The 20,588-nt window shown below is 40.8% G+C and carries 23 protein-coding genes and 2 other annotated features; all 23 genes read right to left on the bottom strand.

Annotated features, from left to right (window positions below):
• Window positions 1-98 precede the first annotated feature (98 nt).
• The 23 genes from rplL to BFU02S_RS02820 all read right to left on the bottom strand — a co-directional run bounded on the left by rplL (window position 99) and on the right by BFU02S_RS02820 (window position 20,325).
• Window positions 99-464 (bottom strand): 50S ribosomal protein L7/L12, encoded by a 366-nt coding sequence (gene rplL / locus BFU02S_RS02930; RefSeq protein WP_066366313.1) that lies wholly within the window; start codon window positions 462-464, stop codon window positions 99-101.
• Window positions 465-517: 53 nt separating this feature from the next.
• Window positions 518-1,018 carry a 50S ribosomal protein L10 gene (gene rplJ / locus BFU02S_RS02925; protein ID WP_066366311.1) on the bottom strand — a complete coding sequence of 167 codons (501 nt, stop codon included), beginning with the start codon at window positions 1,016-1,018 and terminating at the stop codon, window positions 518-520.
• 118 nt (window positions 1,019-1,136) lie between these two features.
• Window positions 1,137-1,272: a sequence feature (ribosomal protein L10 leader region), on the bottom strand.
• Between the two features lie 77 nt (window positions 1,273-1,349).
• On the bottom strand, window positions 1,350-2,048 hold the full coding sequence (gene rplA, locus BFU02S_RS02920) for a 50S ribosomal protein L1 (RefSeq protein WP_066366310.1): 699 nt from the start codon (window positions 2,046-2,048) through the stop codon (window positions 1,350-1,352).
• Window positions 2,049-2,212: 164 nt separating this feature from the next.
• A complete protein-coding gene (gene rplK, locus BFU02S_RS02915) occupies window positions 2,213-2,638 on the bottom strand; it encodes a 50S ribosomal protein L11 (protein ID WP_066366308.1) in 426 nt (141 codons plus the stop codon).
• Window positions 2,639-2,860: 222 nt separating this feature from the next.
• Entirely contained in the window at window positions 2,861-3,394 is a 534-nt protein-coding gene (gene nusG / locus BFU02S_RS02910) for a transcription termination/antitermination protein NusG (RefSeq protein WP_066366307.1), read from the bottom strand.
• A 279-nt stretch (window positions 3,395-3,673) separates the two neighbouring features.
• Window positions 3,674-3,856: a preprotein translocase subunit SecE gene (gene secE / locus BFU02S_RS02905; protein ID WP_066366302.1), complete on the bottom strand. Its 183-nt coding sequence runs from the start codon at window positions 3,854-3,856 to the stop codon at window positions 3,674-3,676.
• A 52-nt stretch (window positions 3,857-3,908) separates the two neighbouring features.
• Window positions 3,909-4,055, bottom strand: coding sequence for a 50S ribosomal protein L33 (gene rpmG / locus BFU02S_RS02900; protein ID WP_066366300.1), 147 nt, complete (start codon window positions 4,053-4,055; stop codon window positions 3,909-3,911).
• A 108-nt stretch (window positions 4,056-4,163) separates the two neighbouring features.
• Complete coding sequence (sigH, locus tag BFU02S_RS02895) at window positions 4,164-4,814, bottom strand: RNA polymerase sporulation sigma factor SigH (RefSeq protein ID WP_066366296.1); 651 nt, start codon at window positions 4,812-4,814, stop codon at window positions 4,164-4,166.
• Window positions 4,815-4,882: 68 nt separating this feature from the next.
• On the bottom strand, window positions 4,883-5,392 hold the full coding sequence (locus BFU02S_RS02890; protein ID WP_066366294.1) for an NYN domain-containing protein: 510 nt from the start codon (window positions 5,390-5,392) through the stop codon (window positions 4,883-4,885).
• 7 nt (window positions 5,393-5,399) lie between these two features.
• Window positions 5,400-6,143, bottom strand: coding sequence for a 23S rRNA (guanosine(2251)-2'-O)-methyltransferase RlmB (gene rlmB / locus BFU02S_RS02885; RefSeq protein ID WP_066366292.1), 744 nt, complete (start codon window positions 6,141-6,143; stop codon window positions 5,400-5,402).
• Window positions 6,140-6,562 (bottom strand): Mini-ribonuclease 3, encoded by a 423-nt coding sequence (locus BFU02S_RS02880; RefSeq protein WP_066366289.1) that lies wholly within the window; start codon window positions 6,560-6,562, stop codon window positions 6,140-6,142. The genes rlmB and BFU02S_RS02880 overlap by 4 nt, the downstream gene beginning before the upstream one ends.
• Window positions 6,563-6,565: 3 nt before the next feature.
• A complete protein-coding gene (gene cysS, locus BFU02S_RS02875) occupies window positions 6,566-7,963 on the bottom strand; it encodes a cysteine--tRNA ligase (protein ID WP_066366278.1) in 1,398 nt (465 codons plus the stop codon).
• Entirely contained in the window at window positions 7,944-8,618 is a 675-nt protein-coding gene (gene cysE, locus BFU02S_RS02870; protein ID WP_066366276.1) for a serine O-acetyltransferase, read from the bottom strand. Before cysE ends, cysS begins: the two co-directional genes overlap by 20 nt.
• A gap of 47 nt (window positions 8,619-8,665) precedes the next feature.
• Window positions 8,666-8,925 (bottom strand) — a binding site (T-box leader).
• 46 nt (window positions 8,926-8,971) lie between these two features.
• Complete coding sequence (gene gltX, locus BFU02S_RS02865; RefSeq protein ID WP_066366274.1) at window positions 8,972-10,429, bottom strand: glutamate--tRNA ligase; 1,458 nt, start codon at window positions 10,427-10,429, stop codon at window positions 8,972-8,974.
• A 171-nt stretch (window positions 10,430-10,600) separates the two neighbouring features.
• A complete protein-coding gene (ispF, locus tag BFU02S_RS02860) occupies window positions 10,601-11,083 on the bottom strand; it encodes a 2-C-methyl-D-erythritol 2,4-cyclodiphosphate synthase (protein ID WP_066366273.1) in 483 nt (160 codons plus the stop codon).
• 75 nt (window positions 11,084-11,158) lie between these two features.
• On the bottom strand, window positions 11,159-11,848 hold the full coding sequence (ispD, locus tag BFU02S_RS02855; RefSeq protein ID WP_066366271.1) for a 2-C-methyl-D-erythritol 4-phosphate cytidylyltransferase: 690 nt from the start codon (window positions 11,846-11,848) through the stop codon (window positions 11,159-11,161).
• A 39-nt stretch (window positions 11,849-11,887) separates the two neighbouring features.
• Window positions 11,888-12,976 carry a PIN/TRAM domain-containing protein gene (locus BFU02S_RS02850; protein WP_066366268.1) on the bottom strand — a complete coding sequence of 363 codons (1,089 nt, stop codon included), beginning with the start codon at window positions 12,974-12,976 and terminating at the stop codon, window positions 11,888-11,890.
• Between the two features lie 188 nt (window positions 12,977-13,164).
• Window positions 13,165-14,238, bottom strand: coding sequence for a DNA integrity scanning diadenylate cyclase DisA (gene disA, locus BFU02S_RS02845; protein ID WP_066366266.1), 1,074 nt, complete (start codon window positions 14,236-14,238; stop codon window positions 13,165-13,167).
• Window positions 14,239-14,241: 3 nt separating this feature from the next.
• Window positions 14,242-15,621, bottom strand: a complete 1,380-nt coding sequence (gene radA / locus BFU02S_RS02840; protein WP_066366265.1) for a DNA repair protein RadA — start codon at window positions 15,619-15,621, stop codon at window positions 14,242-14,244.
• A gap of 132 nt (window positions 15,622-15,753) precedes the next feature.
• On the bottom strand, window positions 15,754-18,198 hold the full coding sequence (gene clpC, locus BFU02S_RS02835; protein ID WP_066366264.1) for an ATP-dependent protease ATP-binding subunit ClpC: 2,445 nt from the start codon (window positions 18,196-18,198) through the stop codon (window positions 15,754-15,756).
• A gap of 20 nt (window positions 18,199-18,218) precedes the next feature.
• Complete coding sequence (gene mcsB / locus BFU02S_RS02830; RefSeq protein WP_066366262.1) at window positions 18,219-19,286, bottom strand: protein-arginine kinase McsB; 1,068 nt, start codon at window positions 19,284-19,286, stop codon at window positions 18,219-18,221.
• A 1-nt stretch (window position 19,287) separates the two neighbouring features.
• The gene (gene mcsA, locus BFU02S_RS02825) at window positions 19,288-19,836 is read right to left on the bottom strand and encodes a protein-arginine kinase activator protein McsA (RefSeq protein WP_066366261.1); all 549 of its coding nucleotides are present in this window, start codon (window positions 19,834-19,836) and stop codon (window positions 19,288-19,290) included.
• A gap of 27 nt (window positions 19,837-19,863) precedes the next feature.
• On the bottom strand, window positions 19,864-20,325 hold the full coding sequence (locus BFU02S_RS02820; RefSeq protein WP_066366260.1) for a CtsR family transcriptional regulator: 462 nt from the start codon (window positions 20,323-20,325) through the stop codon (window positions 19,864-19,866).
• Window positions 20,326-20,588: the final 263 nt, after the last annotated feature.

The raw sequence follows: 20,588 nt of genomic DNA, 5'->3' as shown, positions 1-20,588 counted from the left end.
AAACTCACCTCCGGAGCATTGTCATGTATTGAAGACCGAATCGAGGATATATAGATAGTGGAAAAAAGCTCGCTTATACAGCGAGCTTTTTCTTATTATTACTTAACTTCAACGTTAGCTCCAACTTCTTCAAGTTTGCCTTTGATTTCTTCAGCTTCTTCTTTAGAAACGCCTTCTTTGATTGGTTTTGGAGTGTTGTCAACAAGGTCTTTTGCTTCTTTAAGGCCAAGACCAGTGATTTCACGTACAACTTTGATAACTTTGATTTTTTGGTCGCCAGCGCTAGCTAAGATTACGTCAAATTCTGTTTTCTCTTCAGCAGCAGCACCACCAGCAGCACCGCCAACAACAGCTACAGGAGCAGCAGCAGTTACGCCGAATTCTTCTTCAATTGCTTTTACAAGATCGTTAAGTTCTAAAACAGTCATATTTTTAACTGCTTCAATGATTTGTTCTTTCGTCATGATTGATTTTCCTCCTTAATTTTTCATTTATTAGATTTTAGATGAAGGTCAACTTATGCGCCTTGTTCTTCCTTTTGGTCTGCCACTGCTTTTGCAGCAAGAGCAAAATTGCGGATAGGAGCTTGCAGCACGCTAAGCAACATAGAAAGCAAGCCTTCGCGTGATGGAAGATCAGCAAGAGCTTTAATCTCTTCAACTGATGCAACGTTTCCTTCGATTACACCTGCTTTTAACTCAAGAGCTTCATTCTTCTTCGCAAACTCACTTAAGATTTTAGCTGGTGCAACAACATCTTCTGTACTGAAAGCAATCGCATTCGGGCCTGTTAAGGCATCATTTAATCCTTCAAGGCCGGCAGCTTCAGCAGCACGGCGAGTCATTGTGTTTTTATACACTTTGAAGTCGATTCCAGCTTCACGAAGTTGTTTACGAAGTTCTGTTACTTGAGCAACAGAAAGGCCACGATAATCGACAACGATTGTTGACACACTAGACTTTAACTTATCAGCAATCTCTTCAACAATTTGTTTTTTAGCTTCAATTGCACTGCTCATCTTTTACACCTCCTGCAAATTGTCTACATTCATACCGGAATAGTAAGACTCAGGTGTTAGGCGATTCATGAGGCGTAATCGCATTTCATGCGGTCATCATTTACAGAGTAAATTTTGACTAGCCAAACAAAAACCTCCATATCTAAACCGAGACATGGAGGCAGAATAATAGGATTCCTATTCTATCGCACTACCTCGGCAGGAAATTAAGCGTAAATCGCACCTGCTGTCTACGGTACAAATGTTTATTCACTTAAACAACAAAACATATTATATAAAACATAATAGTAATTGTCAATTAGCAATGTTATCCAGGTGATTTCCACCTATATTATCTAGCTGCAACTGTAGATGGATCTACCTTAATTCCAGGTCCCATTGTAGAAGTAACAGTTACATTCTTCATATAGGTACCTTTTGCAGCTGCAGGTTTTACTTTCAGCATTGTTTCAAATACTGTTGTAAAGTTTTCAACAAGCTTTTCGTTGTCGAAAGAAGTCTTACCGATTGGCACATGGATATTACCAGCTTTGTCTACACGGTACTCAACTTTACCTGCTTTAATTTCATTCACTGCTTTTGTTACATCAAAAGTAACAGTACCTGTTTTAGGGTTTGGCATTAAACCTTTTGGTCCTAAAATACGACCTAATTTACCGACCTCACCCATCATGTCAGGAGTTGCAACGATAACATCAAATTCAAACCATCCTTGTTGAATTTTGTTGATGTATTCAGTATCTCCTACATAATCAGCACCAGCAGCTTCTGCTTCTTTTACTTTTTCGCCTTTTGCAAATACTAGCACGCGCTGAGTTTTACCAGTTCCGTTCGGAAGAACTACAGCACCACGAATTTGCTGGTCAGCCTTCTTAGGATCAACACCTAAGCGGAAAGCAACTTCAAGAGTTGCATCAAATTTTGCATAGTTTGTTTTCTTTGCAAGTTCAATTGCTTCTGCAATTGGGTAAGCTTTTGAGCGATCTACAAGCTTGGCAGCTTCTAAATACTTCTTACCTCTTTTAGCCATCTTAATTTCCTCCTTGAATTGTGGTTTTAGCGGAATGGACCTCCCACGTCGAAAAGCTTAGGCGCCTTTTTATTCCCAAGGGATTTGGCACCGCAGCTAACCATTAAAAAGGTTGCGAATGCTTTTGAACTTCGCAACCCCCCCATTTCAAACAGTTTCATGGATTAGTCTTCAATGACAATACCCATACTGCGTGCAGTACCTTCAACCATACGCATTGCCGCTTCAACACTGGCAGCGTTTAGATCAGGCATTTTCTGTTCCGCAATCTCGCGTACTTTGTCACGCTTAACTGTTGCTACTTTATTACGATTAGGCTGGCCTGAACCAGACTCGATTCCAGCTGCTTTCTTCAAAAGGACAGCAGCAGGAGGAGTTTTCGTAATAAATGTAAATGAACGGTCTTCAAATACCGTGATTTCAACAGGAATGATCAATCCAGCTTGATCTGCTGTACGTGCGTTAAATTCCTTACAGAATCCCATGATATTTACACCGGCTTGACCAAGTGCAGGTCCGACTGGCGGTGCTGGATTTGCTTTACCAGCTGGGATTTGTAATTTTACCACTTTAATTACTTTTTTAGCCACGAGACACACCTCCTTAAAGTCCGTGATGTGGTTAATGGGGCCTCATCTTAAGACTTAGTCCCCTCCCACTCATCAACAAAGTCTTTATATATAAATACAAAGAACTTGACGCAAGTCATATCTTAGAACAATTCGCTAAGACATACTGACCTATGAAATAGTAACATTTTTTAAAATTGATTTCAAGTTTTTTTACAATATCAAGATATTTTTCTTTAAACTTTAGATTTTTTCTATTTGCGAAAAGTCCAGTTCAACCGGGGTATCGCGTCCAAACATATTAACAAGTACTTTCAGCTTTGCCTTATCCTTATCCATTTCTTCAATGCTGCCAGTAAAGTTAGCAAATGGGCCTTCTTTTACCCGAACAGTTTCGCCGATTTCATAATTGACATCGACACGTTTTTCTTCAACACCCATTCTTTTCAGCAATACCGATACTTCTTCCGGCAAGAGCGGCGTAGGCTTAGAACCGGAACCTGAAGATCCCACAAACCCCGTGACCCCTGGTGTATTCCGCACTACGTACCAAGAATCATCGGTCATTACTAATTCTACAAGGACATACCCCGGGAATACCTTCCGCTTTACTACCTTTTTCTTGCCATTTTTAATTTCTGTCTCTTCTTCTTCCGGAACAACAACACGAAAGATCTTATCTGTCATTCCCATTGACTCTACCCGTTTTTCTAAATTGGTTTTCACTTTATTTTCGTAACCAGAGTAAGTATGAACAACATACCAATTCTTTTCCATTCAAGCGGACTGACTCGTCCGTCCCTCCTTGCTTTTTAGTTGGAGATTCTATCGTTCGTCAGAAAAGGGGTGAAAGTTTATAAAAAATATGCAGAATCGTTCATATAAGTCTTTTAAATCTCGCTCATACTGCCTTTATTAAGAACAATCACAACCTTTTCCATGATTGGGTTTTGTAAGTTGAAATTGCTTATTTCCCCAATATAAAAAACCCGTATAAACGGGCCTTTTTGATAAAATTTCCTCTATTAATCACATTATACCATGAACTACTCTCGATTATTCAAGAATTAAACGAATCAATTTAGAAATGCCCAAATCTATTACACCAAAAAAGATGGAGAATAATATTACTGTAGTTAAAACTGTTACCGTCGAACGAACAAGTTCACCGCGTTTAGGCCAGCTGACTTTTCTCATCTCACGGGCGATTTCACTGAAGAACTTCTTTATGCGCTGCATCTTTTGCCAACCCCCTAACTATCGTAAATGGAATTGCTAAAATATAGGAAGATTATTTCGTTTCTTTGTGGACGGTGTGTGTTGAACAGGTTTTGCAAAACTTTTTCAATTCCAATCTGTCTGTTTTGGTTTCACGGCTCACCGTTGTATAATTGCGGGAACCGCAATCCGCACAGGCAAGTATCACTTTTTTACTCATAAATCGACACCTTCAATATCCTTAAAAATGTATCATGCCACCTAATTATTGTCAATAAAGATTAAAAATAAATCAAAAAAGCGACAAATTTCTTCGATCAAGCAGGAATTATAACGAAAATTCACGAATTTCTAAATAGCGCTCCAGCTTTCGCTTTACACGCTGCAGGGCATTATCTATCGATTTAACATGACGGTTTAATTCTTCGGAAATTTCTTGATATGATTGCCCGTCTAAATAAAGCGCTAACACTTTGCGTTCTAGGTCGCTCAATAATTCAGCCATTTTATCTTCAATATGATCAAATTCTTCCTGGTTAATAATCAATTCTTCGGGATCGAGAACTTTGGCACCCGATAACACATCCATCAAGGTCCGGTCTGATTCCTCATCATAAATTGGCTTGTCCAATGAAACATAAGAATTTAATGGAATATGCTTCTGCCTTGTAGCGGTTTTAATAGCTGTAATAATTTGGCGGGTAATACATAACTCGGCAAATGCTTTAAACGAGGTAAGCTTGTCCTCACGGAAGTCACGGATTGCTTTATATAATCCGATCATGCCTTCCTGGACAATATCCTCTTTGTCCGCCCCTATTAAAAAATAGGATCTTGCCTTGGCACGGACAAAATTCCGATACTTGTGAATTAAATAATCCAGTGCTTCACTGTCACCTTGGTGCACTAATTCAACAATTTCTTCATCTTCCATTCGAAACAATTCTTCGTTGATCTTTGTTCCAAAGTCCGTACTCAATTTAAGATCCCCCCACCGAACAAGCAAAGATAGTTTTATTATACATCAGGAAATATTTACAGTCGAGGTTATTTCTTCCCTCTGCGCCACATTTCAAAAATTTCCACCAATTCACCGCTTATTGGGATTTTAGAAACGGGTTTTGTTTCTTGAATTTCCTTTACATTCTTTTCAATGACTTTTTCAATCGTATTCATCTCAATCAATAATTCCCGCGCAGACTTCCGCAGTGCCCCTTGTCCGAATATGGACCATTGTTCCGTATAATCAGATGTTGCCACATGTATTTGGGTCTTTCGATTATTTAAACTGATTGCCATTTTTTCGATTCGTTCGTCAGCTGTTTCATTTTCCTTTGTAAAAATCACTTCAATTCCATGATTTTGATAGGTTTTAGCTGTGCCTTGTACATAATGAGCATCAAATACAACGATCACCCGGAAACCGGTGACCGCTTGATATTCAGCCATTCTTTCCACCAGCCTGTCCCTTGCCGCTGCCAAATCTTTATCCTTCAGTGCTTTAAGCTCAGGCCATGCTCCAATCATGTTGTATCCGTCAACAAGCAGGATATCCATATGCTTTTTATCCCTCTAGGACATGTCGTTTCCGAAAAACCTCATACATTAACAGGGCTGCAGCAACAGAAGCATTTAATGATGTAACATGACCTGCCATCGGTAATTGAACAAGAAAATCACATTTATCTTTAATTAGTCTGCCCATGCCTTTACCCTCACTGCCAATAACCAGCCCTAACGGTAAAGTGCCATCCAGTTCCCGGTAATCCTGTTTACCTTTTGCATCCGTACCGGCAATCCAAATGCCGCGCTCCTTTAACTCATCAATTGTTCGAGCCATATTTGTGACACGGACAACCGGAATATATTCAATCGCACCTGTTGATGCCTTGGCGACAGTTGCTGTTAAACCTACAGCTCTACGCTTCGGAATAATGACTCCATGCGCTCCGACTGCATCAGCCGTTCTCATAATGGACCCAAGATTGTGGGGATCTTCAATTTCATCTAATAGGAGAAAGAATGGAAGTTCATTTCTCCTTTCCGCGGCGTTAAATAAATCATCTAATTCCGCATACTTATAGGCAGCCACATAGGCCAGGACACCTTGATGATTTTGATCTGTTATTTGGTCAAGTTTTTTCTTCGGCACGTATTGAACCAGAACATTTCCTTCTTTTGCCAGCTGGGTAATTTGTTGCATTTGTCCGCGCTGTGAGCCTTCTGCAATAAGAATTTTGTTAATATCCCGGTTAGATTTTAGTGCCTCGATTACCGGATTTTTCCCTACGATGTATTCTTGGTTCATGTCCTTCCTCCTTTCTGTTCCTCAACATATAAAAAGACTTTAGAAACAAGTTCGTTCAACCGTTCTTCTTTTTTTGTTAAATATAAATAGCCAATTAATGCTTCAAATGCGGTACTGTAACGGTATGTCTGTACATCTGTGTTTTTTGGGACAGTGCCGGATTTGGCATTTCTACCGCGCATGACAACCGCTAATTCTTCCTCATTTAGAAGCGCCTCATCCATCATCCGGAACAGGATTTGACATTGCGCCTTTGCTGAAACATATTTTGTTGCTTTACGGTGCAATTGATGCGGCCGGGCTTGTCCACTTTGCAACAGGTGACGCCTAACGTACGTTTCGAACACAGCGTCACCCATATAAGCAAGAGCTAAGGCGTTTAATTGGTGTGCATCTACTGAATGATCATATTGCAGCATGGATTAGCCTCTTTTCCACCTAGTGCCTTGAGGTGTATCCTCTAAAATAATGTTCATTTCTTTTAATGTGTCCCTGATTTGGTCAGCAAGTTGAAAGTTCCGTTCCTTGCGAGCCTGGTTGCGCTTTTCAATTAGCGCATCAATTTCTTCATCGAGCATTTCATCTTGTTTTAATGTCAGCCCAAGGACATGGAATAATTCATTAAATTCTGCCAAAAATGCGTCAATCACTTCAACAGCCGTATTTTTCTCGAGTAAATAATAGTTGGCTAATTTCGCTAAATCAAATAAAACAGATATCGCCAGTGCGGTATTAAAATCATCGTCCATTGCCTCAATGAACTGTTCTCTTAATGCCACTATTTTATCAAGCCATTCCTGATTATCATGAGTCAGATTCGTGCTTGCCTCCCGACGGTGCTTTAAGTTTTGATAGGAGGTCATTAACCGTTCAAATGCGGCTTTTGAACTTTCCAATAATTCCTCGCTGTAATTGATCGGATTGCGGTAATGAACCGACAGCATAAAGAAGCGCACTACTTGCGGATTATGCTGTTTAATAATGTCATGAACTAATACGAAGTTTCCAAGTGATTTAGACATTTTTTCATTATTAATATTAATATACCCATTATGCATCCAATAGTTGGCGAAGGTTTTGCCGGTAAGAGCTTCAGATTGGGCAATTTCATTTTCATGATGCGGGAATGTCAAATCCTGACCGCCGGCATGAATATCAATGGTGTCACCTAAATATTTTTTTGCCATTGCTGAGCATTCTATATGCCAGCCTGGTCTGCCTGGACCCCATGGACTTTCCCAATAGATTTCTCCCGGTTTTGCTGCCTTCCATAAAGCAAAGTCCAGATCATCCTGCTTTTTATTCCCTGGTTCAATCCTCGCTCCAACCCGCAATTCATCAATTGATTGATGTGAAAGCTTGCCATACTCATCAAAACTGCGTGTCCGGAAATAAACATCCCCCTCTGATTCATAGGCATAGCCTTTTTCAACTAACTGACTGATAAAATCAATAATGATATTCATATTTTCCATGACACGCGGGTGCACATCAGCCTTTTTGCACCCAAGTGCTTGAACATCCTCGAAATAGGCGTTAATAAAGCGATCTGCAATCGTCGGGACATCCTCCCCTAATGATTGAGCAGCGCGGATCAATTTATCATCAACATCAGTAAAATTGGAAACATACTTCACATCATAGCCCCTGTATTCAAAATAACGGCGAACCGTATCATATACAATCGCCGGACGGGCGTTGCCGATATGAATATAATTATAAACAGTCGGACCGCAGACATACATTTTTACCTTTCCTTCTTCCAGCGGTACGAAAGTCTCTTTCTTACGTGTTAACGTATTATACAGCTGTATGGCCATTGAATTTATTCCTTTCTTCTTTTAATTCTGCTAATTCTCTTCTTAGTCGTTTCAGTTCTTCCTCAATCTGTTTAAAGCGGTCCGCTTCCGGATCCGGCAGGTCGCAATGATTTAAATCTTTTTCTTTCTTAATACGGACACCGTCTTGAATTACGACCCTTCCTGGAATTCCGACCACTGTAGAGTTTGGCGGGACTTCTTTCAACACAACTGAACCGCCGCCAATTTTCGAATTTTCCCCAACGGTAATCGAACCCAGCACCTTGGCACCAGTCGAAATGAGAACATTATCCTTAATAGTAGGATGTCGTTTTCCTTTTTCTTTACCCGTACCCCCTAATGTGACTCCCTGATAAATGGTAACATTATCTCCAATTTCACAAGTTTCTCCAATAACAACGCCCATCCCATGGTCAATAAAGAATCTCCTGCCTATTTTCGCTCCGGGATGAATTTCGATTCCTGTGAAAAAGCGGCTTACCTGTGAAATCACCCGCGCAATAAAATAAAACTTTCGTTTATAGAATGCATGGGCAATTCGGTGGGCCCAAATCGCATGCAGACCCGAATAAGTTAAGATGACCTCTAAATAACTCCTTGCTGCCGGGTCCTGCTCAAAAACAACCTCGATATCCTCTTTAATCCGTTTAAACATTTCCATCCCCCTTTGTTTTTTATAATAAAAAACGCCCCTGTCTGATCGACAGAGACGCATAAGTGCGTGGTTCCACTCTGATTAGGCTAATAAGATGAAAAGACATCGGGGCTGTTAACTGCATAGTTAGCCTCACTCTTACATGGTAACGGGATCTCCCGCCCATATCTACTTTAAGGCCAATACCTTTTTCGACATGGGGCTCAGAGGGGCATTTCAAAAAATGAGAGGCCTAAACCACTTTCAGCCGGTGATGGTTCTCTCTTTCAAGCATCATTTTTCTACTTGTCCTCTTCGACGCTTTCTTGTATGAAAATTACTTTCTTTTACTATATTACATTTTATCTTGAATGTTAACTAATAATTTGCTGAATTCTTGATTGTATTTTTTCCCTGCCTAACAATTCAATCGTCATAGGCAGATCTGGTCCGTGCGTTTGACCGGTAACCGCAGCGCGAATTGGCATAAATAAATTTTTGCCTTTTTGACCAGTGGACTTTTGTACGGCCTTCATTGCGGCCTTGATCTCATCGGCTTGGAAGCTGTTCAACTGGTCCAGTTCAGCTAAAAAGGCCTTTAATACTTCCGGAACCTGCTCGCCTGAAAGAACTTCTTTCGCTTCTTCCTCAAATTCGATTTCATCTTTAAAGAACATGTCCGAAAGCTCAACAATTTCCGCTCCATAGCTCATTTTCTCTTGAAGAAGTTCGACTAAATGGTGCACCCACTGGTTTTGTTCCTCTGTGAGAGGTTCACTTAACCGGCCTGCCTTGATCAAATGTGGAAGAGCAAGGCGAACCGCGCGGTCAACATCAATTTTCTTCATGTATTGATTGTTCATCCAAGCAAGCTTTTGTTTATCAAATAATGCCGGTGATTTCGACAGACGGCTGGCGTCAAAAATCTTAATAAACTCTTCCTTGGAGTAAATTTCTTCTTCCCCTGCCGGAGACCATCCCAGAAGTGTGATAAAGTTAAATAATGCCTCAGGCAAATAACCTAATTCTTCGTATTGCTCAATAAACTGTATAATCGTCTCATCCCGCTTGCTTAACTTCCTCCGGCTTTCATTGACAATCAATGTCATATGCCCGAAAATTGGCGGAGTCCAGTCAAATGCTTCGTATACCATCAATTGCTTTGGTGTATTGGAAATATGGTCATCACCTCGCAACACATGGGAGATTTCCATCAAATGGTCATCAATTGCCACCGCAAAATTATAAGTCGGTGTACCATCTTTTTTGACGATCACCCAGTCCCCCATTCCCTCGGATTCAAAGGATACCGTGCCTTTCACCATATCATCAAATGTATACGTTCTTCCTTCAGGAACCGCAATGCGAAGACTTGGTTTGCGCCCTTCTTTTTCTAAGCGCTCGCGGTCAGCCTCGGACAAATGGCGGCATTTACCAGAATAACGCGGCGTTTCTCCCCTTGCAATTTGCGCCTCGCGTTCCGCTGCAAGTTCTTCCTCTGTACAATAGCATTTATATGCCTGCCCGGTTTCAAGAAGTTGTTTGTAATACTTTTCATAGATGTCATTTCGTTCTGATTGGCGGTATGGGCCGTATTCACCGCCGATATCAACACTTTCATCCCAATTAATTCCGAGCCATTTCAAATATTTTAACTGGCTGGCCTCGCCGCCTTCGATATTCCGTTTTTTATCTGTATCTTCTATACGGATAATAAATTTCCCGCCTTGATTGCGGGCAAATAAATAATTAAACAATGCCGTACGGGCATTCCCGATATGTAAATGTCCGGTTGGACTTGGTGCATACCGTACACGAACTTCGTTTGCCATAAGTTATGCCTCCCAATGATTCATTCTGATTCATTTTACCACTACGATTTTTTCGGATAAAGTGAAACTTCTATCAGAAGGTACACTTTTACCATTCTATAGGGTCACGAATGGACTAATCAGATCATTACGATCAGTTGCTCCTTGTGCCCGACAATGCAAGATAAATCATTATGCATTCGCCTTTTTTAACAAGACAACTGCTTGAGAAGCAATACCCTCTCCTCTTCCGGTAAAGCCTAATCTTTCTGTGGTTGTGGCTTTCACATTGATTTGTTCAGGTGCTGCCTCAAGCAATTCTGCAATCCTAGTGCACATTTGCTCAATATAGGGAGCCATTTTCGGCTTTTGGGCAATGATGGTACAGTCTGCGTTGACTAGCTCATAGCCCTTTGATTTTACCAGCTGCCAAACATGCTCCATTAACTTGGCAGAGTCAGCTCCTTTAAATTTAAGGTCTGTATCAGGAAAATGTTTGCCAATATCACCTTCTCCAATCGCGCCGAGACAGGCATCAGAAATAGCATGCAATAATACATCGGCATCGGAGTGACCGGCGAGCCCTTTTTCATATGGTATCGTTACACCGCCGATAATGAGCGGTCGCCCTTCTGCAAATTGATGAACATCAAACCCCTGTCCAATTCGAAACATCATAATAACTCCTTTTGTCTAGCTTCCAGCGCCTTGGCTCAAATCTTAAGCCTATCGCCTTGATCAAGGCACTTTTCACTTTTCTTTTTGTCGTTTTTTTAAAATCGCTTCCGCAATGTACAAATCTTCTGGTGTTGTTAATTTGATATTCTCATAATCGCCTTCTACCATTGCAATAGGATGGTTTAAGCGCTCTACTAAGCTGGCATCATCTGTACCCAGGAATTGGTCCCTTTCTGCTTTCTCATATGCTTCCCAAAGCAGGGACATACGAAAAGCTTGTGGGGTTTGCACAGCCCACAAGCTTGAACGATCCACAGTTGCTGCGACCCATCCAGCTTTTACTGTTTTCATTGTGTCCTTTGCCGGCACTCCAATTACCGCAGCACCTGAAACGTTAGCTTGTTTTACTAAACGATGGATTTGTTCGATTTTGATAAAAGGACGGGCTGCATCATGAACAAGGATAATTCCATTGGTTGTTACCGTCTTTAAAGCATTAAATATACTATACTGCCGTTCTGGCCCACCTAAACTTATATTGATCACTTTCTTAATATTATACTGTTTAAATAACCTTAGAAATTCCCCTTTATCTTGCGGGTTTATTGCTAGGATAACTCCTTCACATGCATCATCCCGCTCAAACACCTTTAATGTATGAATAAGGACAGGAACCCCATCCAGCTCAAGAAGCAGCTTGTTTTTTCCTGCCCCCATTCTTTTTCCCTGGCCGGCAGCCGGTAGAATGACCTGATAAGTCATACAAAAACCCCACTCTATTGTTTTTTCTCTTTGTCTAGCTTACAATGCCTTTTCTAATAACTTAGGCTTGGCAAAAATCATCCGTCCGGCAGATGTCTGCAGTACACTTGTGACAAGTACATCAATTCTTTTTCCGATGTATTCTCTTCCTTCTTCTACAACAATCATAGTGCCATCATCCAAATAGGCGACACCCTGATGATATTCTTTCCCATCCTTGATAACATGGACAGTTAACTCCTCTCCCGGGAGAACCACCGGTTTTACCGCATTGGCCAAATCATTGATGTTTAATACAAAGACATTCTGTAATTCACAAACCTTATTTAAATTAAAATCATTTGTCACGAGAATTCCATTTGTTAACTTAGCCAGTTTTACCAATTTCGAATCTACTTCTTGGATTTCCTCAAAATCGCCTTCATAAATTTCTACTTTTACTGCAAGTTCTTTTTGAATTCGATTCAAGATATCCAAACCTCTCCGGCCTCGGTTTCTTTTTAATACATCCGAAGAATCCGCAATATGCTGTAATTCTTCCAGAACAAACTGCGGAATAACGATCGTGCCTTCCAGAAAGCCTGTCTGGCAAATATCAGCGATACGTCCATCAATAATAACACTAGTATCCAATATTTTTAAAGATTGTCTGGCAGGCTTTTCGTTTTCCTCCTCGTGATTCTTCCTCTTGCTACTGCTCTTACTGAACAAACTTAATAGCTCATCCCGTTTCTTAAAACCTACTTGGAAACCTAGATAACCAAATAATAATGTCAGTAAAATGGGAACAACTGCATTTAGAATCGGCACCTTAACGGCATTTAACGCAAAGCCGATTAAAAAGGCAACCAATAAACCGAAAATGAGCCCCACACTCCCAAATAGCACATCCGTCACCGGGACTTTTACTAAGGAATCTTCAGCCCATTTAATAAAGTTAAACACGTAATCTACTGCCCAAAAGGTAATAAGATAAAAAATGATAGCACCTATAATAGCAGTGACATATGAATTGGTAATGAGTGGAAATTCACTCATATGCAGTATTTGGAACAAAGCGGGTAATAACAAGATCCCCAGAGTTCCCCCAATAATCAGGAAGCAAACTTGCACAATTCGTTTTAACATTCCTTCACCTCCTCTACTCATTATAAACATATTCGTAAAAATGAAACCTTGAATTGACAATTATTTTGCCAAATTGTAACTATTTTGAAATACATCAAAGATGTAAAAATCTTACTTCCAATAGGTTAGCATTGGAAAAATATCGCTGTCAAATAATTTGAAAAAAATCCCTGAAAACCGCTGAGGATCTATAAATGGCGGTCAATATAAAGCCTCTCTTTAATCAATTTAAAACCTTCCTTTATCTTCTTTGCACGGACTTCTCCAATACCTTCTACTTCATCAAGCTCTTGTTCTGTAGCAAATAAGATATTAGAAAGAGTACCGAAATTGTTGATCAGGTTTTCAATAATAATGGCAGGCAATCTGGGAATTTTATTTAAGATCCGATACCCTCTTGGTTTCTTATTCTCATCAAGATGAACATACCCAAGATAGCCCAGCAGTTTCAATAATACTAAATCCTCAATGGCTCCATTATTTGTAAGCGCCTGCATCTTCCTAAGTACATCCCGTGCTTTTATATCCCGGTCGAAGGCATAATCCTTGATAATCAGCATCATTTCATCCTCTAGCTGCGTTAAGATTTCATTCATTTGCAAGCGGATCAGCCGGCCTTCCGTTCCAAGCTCATATAACAGCGTCAATAGTTCATTCTTAATCTTTAGTACCATTTCAAACCGATGCAGAACAAGTAAAAAATCATTATACGTCACAGATTCTTCAAATTCTAAAATACTTAAATTTGAAATGCTTTGTTCTAATACAACCTTATACTTTTCCAGTGTTTGAATCGCTTGATTCGCCTTTGTTAAAATCACAGCGATATCTTTTAATGCATAGCGTAAATTTCCTTGGTACAAGGTGATCACATTTCTTCTTTGAGAAATGGCAATTACTAAGGCTTTTGTTTGTTTTGCGGTGCGTTCTGCCGTGCGGTGCCGCATACCTGTTTCCGTCGATGGAATTTCTGCATCGGGAGCAAGCTGGGCATTGGCGATTAGGATTTTATTGGCGGTATCGTTTAAGATAATTGCTCCATCCATTTTCGCTAATTCATATAAATAACTGGGGGAAAATGGACAATTGATTTCAAACCCTCCATCAACAATATTCCGAACTTTCTCGTTAAAACCAATGACGATTAGTCCACCAGTATTGGCCCTTAACACATTATCAAGCCCCTCGCGAAGCGGAGTGCCTGGCGCAACTAATGGCAAAACATCCGTGATAGACTGTTCTACAAGCTTTTTATGATCCATCTGCTACCTCCCAAGGGCTGCCTTTAGTGCCTCGCTGACTGACGAAACTCCGATCAATTCGACTCCTTTTGGGCCCTTCCAGCCACCCAAATTATTTACAGGAAGAATAACCCGTTCAAAGCCTAATTTCGCGGCTTCCTGAACGCGCTGCTCGATTCTGGATACTCTTCTGACTTCCCCCGTTAAACCGACCTCTCCAATCACACAGTCAGTCGGTCTTGTCGGCTGATCTCTGAAGCTCGAGGCAATGCTTACTGCAATGGCTAAATCAATGGCAGGCTCATCTAATTTCACACCACCGGCTACCTTTACATACGCATCTTGATTTGCAAGCAGCATTCCGACTCGTTTTTCCAAAACAGCCATTAAAAGCGGAACACGATTGTAGTCAATACCTGTTGCCATTCGTCTTGGGTTGCCAAAGCTGGTAGGTGCTATCAGCGCCTGGATTTCCACAAGTACAGGTCTTGTTCCCTCCATCGATGCCACTACGGTTGATCCTGCGGCCCCCTGCGAGCGTTCTTCCAGAAAAATTTCCGATGGATTCTCTACCTCTTCTAGCCCAAACTCCTTCATTTCAAAGATACCCATTTCATTTGTTGAACCAAACCGATTCTTTACTGCACGCAAAATTCGATACGTATGGTGTCTTTCTCCTTCAAAGTAAAGAACAGTATCCACCATATGCTCGAGAAGCCTTGGGCCGGCGATTGACCCTTCCTTTGTAACATGCCCGACGATAAAAATTGCAATTCCTTTTGTTTTTCCAATTCTCATTAATTCCGCCGTACATTCTCTGACTTGAGAAACGCTTCCCGGTGCCGAGGTAACATCCGGATGAAACATTGTCTGGATGGAGTCAATGATAATGAACGCAGGTTTGACCCCATCAATCGTCCGGTTTATTTCTTCTAAATTTGTTTCTGCATAAACAAGTAGATTGTCGGATGAAATGCTAAGCCGTTCAGCCCTTAGTTTTGTTTGTCGTAATGATTCTTCGCCAGATATGTATAAAACCTGATGCCCTTTATTTGCAAGCTGAGAAGATACCTGCAGAAGCAACGTAGATTTCCCAATTCCCGGGTCACCGCCAATCAGCACAAGCGATCCCTTTACCACACCGCCTCCTAAAACCCGGTTTAATTCCTTCAAATCGGTTTGAATTCTCGGCTCGTTTACCGTTTCGATGGTTGTGATCGGGGCAGGCTTGGAAATGAACGCCCCGCCTTGTGAATGAGCAAAAGCACCTTTTCTGGCCCCTCCGGTTACTTCGACTTCCTCGACCATTTTATTCCAAGTGCCACAACCAGGGCATTTCCCCATCCATTTCGGTGATTCATAACCACATTCCTGGCATACAAACTTTGTTTTCCGTTTAACCATAAAATACTCCTTTTGGTGCCTAATTCCCCAAAGCCTATTAATAGAAAAAAGAGGCACACGACTTCACTTTATTCATGTGTACCTCTCTCAAGCTGTTTACGATATCTTTAGGGTGATTTTACCCTAACCTTGCTATTTGGCGGCTCCAGTTTTCTCTGCTGCTTTCACAACGAATTCATTGTTTTCTACATCAATAATGACATGCTGTCCTGATAATAAAGTACCTTTTAACAACTCCTCGGAAAGCCGGTCTTCTATATGCTTTTGAATTGCTCGGCGAAGCGGCCTTGCACCGTATTCTGGGTCATATCCTTCCTCGGAGATTTTACTTTTTGCTGCTGATGTTAACTCAATAGAAATATGTTGCTCCTTTAGTCTCTTAATCAGCTGGTCAGATAACAACGTAACAATTTCCTCAAGATGCTTTTTCTCTAAAGCATGGAACACAATAATTTCATCAATACGGTTTAAAAACTCAGGGCGGAATGCCTTCTTCAATTCTTCCATTACCTTACCCTTCATGTCTTTATAATCCTGGTCTTGAGTGTCCTGGATATTGAAACCGACATATTTATTACGCTTTAAAGCGTGAGCTCCAACGTTTGACGTCATAATGAGAACCGTATTTCGGAAATCTACCGTTCTGCCTTTAGAATCTGTTAATCTTCCGTCTTCAAGCACTTGCAGTAAAATGTTGAACACATCTGGATGAGCTTTTTCAATTTCATCCAGCAAGATAACAGAATACGGCTTTCTGCGAACCTTTTCCGTTAATTGTCCGCCTTCCTCATAGCCCACATATCCTGGAGGAGAACCGACGAGACGAGATGTCGAATGCTTTTCCATGTATTCGGACATATCAATACGAATCATCGCATCCTCATCGCCGAACATCGCTTCCGCTAATGCTCTTGCCAATTCAGTTTTGCCGACACCGGTTGGACCAAGGAAGATAAAGGAGCCGATTGGACGTTTTGGATCTTTTAATCCGGCTCTAGCTCTCCGGACTGCCTTGGCTACAGCCTTCACGGCTTCTTCCTGTCCTATGACACGGGAGTGTAAAATTTCCTCCAAATTGAGTAATCTTGCTGTTTCAGTTTGCTGAAGCTTGGAAACAGGCACTCCAGTCCAACTGGAAACAACATTAGCAATATCCTCAACCGTCACCTCATTATTTTCTTTCCCTTGTTTTTCTTTCCAGGATTTTTTCGTTTCTTCTAATTGTTCACGAAGCCGCTGCTCCGTGTCCCTTAAAGATGCAGCTTTTTCAAACTCTTGACTTTGAACAGCAGCATCCTTTTCCTTACGTACTTCTTCAAGTTTGATTTCTAACTCTTTTAAATTAGGAGGCGTTGTATAAGAACGCAGTCTGACCTTAGAGCCTGCTTCATCAATTAAATCAATCGCTTTGTCAGGAAGGAACCGATCTGAAATATAGCGGTCTGACAGTTTTACCGCAGCCTCAATCGCTTCATCCGTAATGGATACGCGATGGTGTGCTTCGTAGCGGTCACGAAGCCCCTCTAGAATTTGAATCGATTCTTCTATGGTTGGTTCATCGACGCGGATCGGCTGGAACCGGCGTTCTAATGCCGCATCTTTTTCAATATATTTGCGGTATTCATCAAGTGTTGTTGCGCCAATACATTGCAATTCTCCACGGGCAAGCGATGGTTTTAAAATATTGGATGCATCTATTGCACCTTCTGCACCGCCTGCGCCAATTAATGTATGAAGTTCATCTATAAATAAAATAATATTTCCTGCTTGGCGGATTTCATCCATCACTTTCTTCAAACGGTCTTCAAACTCACCGCGATATTTCGTGCCTGCAACTACTGTACCCATATCAAGGGTCATCACACGTTTGTCGCGGAGAATTTCCGGTACCTCGTTATTAACAATCTGTTGAGCCAGCCCTTCAGCAATCGCTGTTTTCCCTACACCAGGCTCACCGATTAGAACAGGATTATTTTTAGTTCTTCGGCTGAGTACCTCGATGACACGCTGAATTTCTTTGCTGCGTCCAATTACCGGATCAAGACTGCCTTCACGGGCAATTGCTGTTAAGTCTCGGGCAAGACTGTCAAGTGTCGGCGTATTCGCACTTACTGATGCACCGCCCTGATGGCTGCCAGATTCGTTGCTGCCGAGCAATTGCAGGACCTGCTGCCGTGCTTTATTCAGGCTTACTCCAAGATTATTCAAAACACGAGCTGCAACACCTTCACCCTCACGAATTAATCCAAGCAGGATATGCTCTGTGCCTACGTAAGAATGCCCTAATTTGCGCGCTTCATCCATGGAAAGTTCTATGACCTTCTTGGCTCTCGGAGTATAATGAATAGTTTGAGGAGTTTCTGTCCCTTTGCCGATTAGATTTTCCACTTCTTTTTGGATTTTATCAGATCCTAATCCAAGACCATAAAGCGCTTTTGCTGCAATGCCTTCACCCTCACGAACTAATCCTAATAAAATATGCTCTGTCCCAATATTATTGTGTCCTAGGCGGATTGCCTCCTCCTGTGCCAATGCAAGAACTTTTTGTGCTCTTTCCGTAAAACGGCCAAACATCATGTTTTCTTCCTCCTCACCTATTATTGAGATTCCAATTTAATTCGTTCACGAATTAACGATGCACGTCTGATATCCCTTTCAAACGGCCTTAATGGGCCGCCGGCATATTGCTGAAGAAAACCTGGCTGTGTTAAGATCATTAATTCATTAAGTATGGTTCTGGACATATTTTGAATATAGCCCATATCAATTCCTAGTCGAACATCAGATAAACACTGGGCTGCCTCTTTTGATTCAATAATTCGGCAATTTTCTAAAACCCCCAATGACCTGAATACCCTATCTTCTAATTGTATGTTTGAGGTTTTTCGTAATGCTTCACGTGCTGATCTTTCCTGCGAAATTAATTGACTGACAACCCCCATCAAGTCCCGGCAAATATCTTCTTCCGATTTCCCAAGCGTAATTTGATTTGAAATTTGGAAAATGTTGCCTAGAGCTTCACTTCCTTCACCATATATCCCTCTAACTACAAGCCCCAATTGGTTAATTGCGGGAATGATGCGGTTCATTTGCTGTGTCAGAATTAATCCTGGCAAATGCATCATAACGGAAGCACGGATTCCTGTACCAACATTGGTGGGACAGCTTGTCAAATAGCCATATTTTTCATCAAAAGCATATTCAATATGATTCTCAAGCCAATCATCCACCTCGTTAGCTGTATTTAAAGCTTCAGCCAATTGCAGTCCTGGGAATAAGCATTGTATTCGAAGATGATCTTCTTCATTAATCATAATACTAACTTCTTCATTTTCGGTTAATAATACAGCGCCATATGGTGAATCTTCTGCTAAATGAGGACTTATTAAATGCTTTTCTACAAGAACTCGCTTTTGAAGTGGCTGCATTTCGTCAATTCGCAGCAATTCCATTAGTCCGAATTTACGAAAGTCGGATTGCTTTAAAACTCCTTCAATCTCATAAATAACTTTTTTTGCCTCTTCATAAGAAAAAAGTGTTGGGAGTTTATATTTATTAAAGTTTCGGGCCAATCGGATTCTTGTGCTGAGGACTATGTCTGAATCTGGTCCTTCTTCACTCATCCAGGAGCTTACCGCTTGACTAAGAAAATGTTCGAGCGACAATTTATTCCCCTCCTTCTTGGCTTGCGGCAATTTTCTTCTCAAGGATACGAATTTCATCCCGAATCTTTGCTGCTTTTTCAAACTCTTCGTGAGAAATACACTCTTGTAATTGATTTTTTAATATTTCAATTTGTTTCTTAAGGTGGATTTCTCCACCTATTCTCTCAGGAATCTTGCCTGTATGTGTCCAATTGCCGCTGTGCAGTCTTTTTAATACGGGTACTAACTGATCTTTAAACGTTTCATAACAATGTGCACATCCAAAACGTCCAACCTTTAAAAATTGGGGAAATGTCATGGAACAGTGACCACATTGCAGAATATCCTCTTGTCTAAATGGACTTTGCGCAGGCTTTTGCAAAGACTGATCAATACTAAATAAACCGGCTAGCAAATTATTAATCGTAAAACCTGAATCACCACCAAAAATAAACATTTCTCCATGCTCCTGAGCACACTTTTCACACAGATGAAATTCAGTTTTCTCTCCATTGATAATTTTTGTAAAATGAAGTGCGGCAGGCCTTTGATTGCATTCTTGGCAAATCATCTTTCTTCACCTCTCCGGCAGCGAGAATTATTTATATTTTAACGACGTTAACATTGCTTTTAACATTCTCGCCCTTAATTCATCCCGGTACGGGAGATCAATATATAAAACAGATCGATCAATCACACTTAACATTATTTTCGCTTCCCGGTTGGTAATTACCTCCTCCTTTACGAGGCGGGTAATGACATCTTCTGCATTTGTTTGACTAATTCGGTTATTGATAAGGGAAAGCAAATGGTCAATTAATTGGGCGTAATCTTGGGACTTTACCTTAATGATCCGAATATATCCGCCACCTCCCCGTTTACTTTCTACAATATACCCTCTTTCAATCGTAAAACGGGTGTTAATTACATAATTGATTTGTGAAGGAACGCATTGAAATTTATCAGCAACTTCACTCCGTTTTATCTCTACTAAATCTTCGTCGCTCATTTCTAGCACTTGCTTTAAATAATTTTCAATAATATCGGAGATGTTTCTCATCTTCCCACCCCCTCACCATCTGACTTTGACTATATTTGACATAAATTATACTCAAATTTTATTCAAGATGCAATGTTTCATTACTATTGATTTTTCCCAAATCTTTTGATTAAGAAACCTTAAATTCCTGAGAAAAACAGCTTTAGAGTTAATAAAAAATGTAAGTTTGTAACACAAAAAGGACAACCTATATAGGTTGTCCTTTTTGTGCCCGGCAGCGTCCTACTCTCACAGGGGCTTTCGCCCCAACTACCATCGGCGCA

The organism is Neobacillus fumarioli NBRC 102428 (assembly GCF_001591485.1).
GTDB classification, from domain to species: domain Bacteria; phylum Bacillota; class Bacilli; order Bacillales; family Cytobacillaceae; genus Neobacillus; species Neobacillus fumarioli.
This window is presented reverse-complemented; position numbering and strand designations above follow the sequence as displayed.

Coding starts and splice junctions, on each gene's coding strand:
- rplL (WP_066366313.1), bottom strand. CDS start 464: ATGACGAAAGAACAAATCATTGAAGCAGTTAAAAATATGACTGTTTTA.
- rplJ (WP_066366311.1), bottom strand. CDS start 1,018: ATGAGCAGTGCAATTGAAGCTAAAAAACAAATTGTTGAAGAGATTGCT.
- rplA (WP_066366310.1), bottom strand. CDS start 2,048: ATGGCTAAAAGAGGTAAGAAGTATTTAGAAGCTGCCAAGCTTGTAGAT.
- nusG (WP_066366307.1), bottom strand. CDS start 3,394: ATGGAAAAGAATTGGTATGTTGTTCATACTTACTCTGGTTACGAAAAT.
- secE (WP_066366302.1), bottom strand. CDS start 3,856: ATGCAGCGCATAAAGAAGTTCTTCAGTGAAATCGCCCGTGAGATGAGA.
- rpmG (WP_066366300.1), bottom strand. CDS start 4,055: ATGAGTAAAAAAGTGATACTTGCCTGTGCGGATTGCGGTTCCCGCAAT.
- BFU02S_RS02890 (WP_066366294.1), bottom strand. CDS start 5,392: ATGGATATCCTGCTTGTTGACGGATACAACATGATTGGAGCATGGCCT.
- rlmB (WP_066366292.1), bottom strand. CDS start 6,143: ATGAACCAAGAATACATCGTAGGGAAAAATCCGGTAATCGAGGCACTA.
- BFU02S_RS02880 (WP_066366289.1), bottom strand. CDS start 6,562: ATGCTGCAATATGATCATTCAGTAGATGCACACCAATTAAACGCCTTA.
- cysS (WP_066366278.1), bottom strand. CDS start 7,963: ATGGCCATACAGCTGTATAATACGTTAACACGTAAGAAAGAGACTTTC.
- cysE (WP_066366276.1), bottom strand. CDS start 8,618: ATGTTTAAACGGATTAAAGAGGATATCGAGGTTGTTTTTGAGCAGGAC.
- gltX (WP_066366274.1), bottom strand. CDS start 10,429: ATGGCAAACGAAGTTCGTGTACGGTATGCACCAAGTCCAACCGGACAT.
- ispF (WP_066366273.1), bottom strand. CDS start 11,083: ATGTTTCGAATTGGACAGGGGTTTGATGTTCATCAATTTGCAGAAGGG.
- ispD (WP_066366271.1), bottom strand. CDS start 11,848: ATGACTTATCAGGTCATTCTACCGGCTGCCGGCCAGGGAAAAAGAATG.
- BFU02S_RS02850 (WP_066366268.1), bottom strand. CDS start 12,976: ATGTTAAAACGAATTGTGCAAGTTTGCTTCCTGATTATTGGGGGAACT.
- disA (WP_066366266.1), bottom strand. CDS start 14,238: ATGGATCATAAAAAGCTTGTAGAACAGTCTATCACGGATGTTTTGCCA.
- radA (WP_066366265.1), bottom strand. CDS start 15,621: ATGGTTAAACGGAAAACAAAGTTTGTATGCCAGGAATGTGGTTATGAA.
- clpC (WP_066366264.1), bottom strand. CDS start 18,198: ATGATGTTTGGCCGTTTTACGGAAAGAGCACAAAAAGTTCTTGCATTG.
- mcsA (WP_066366261.1), bottom strand. CDS start 19,836: ATGATTTGCCAAGAATGCAATCAAAGGCCTGCCGCACTTCATTTTACA.
- BFU02S_RS02820 (WP_066366260.1), bottom strand. CDS start 20,325: ATGAGAAACATCTCCGATATTATTGAAAATTATTTAAAGCAAGTGCTA.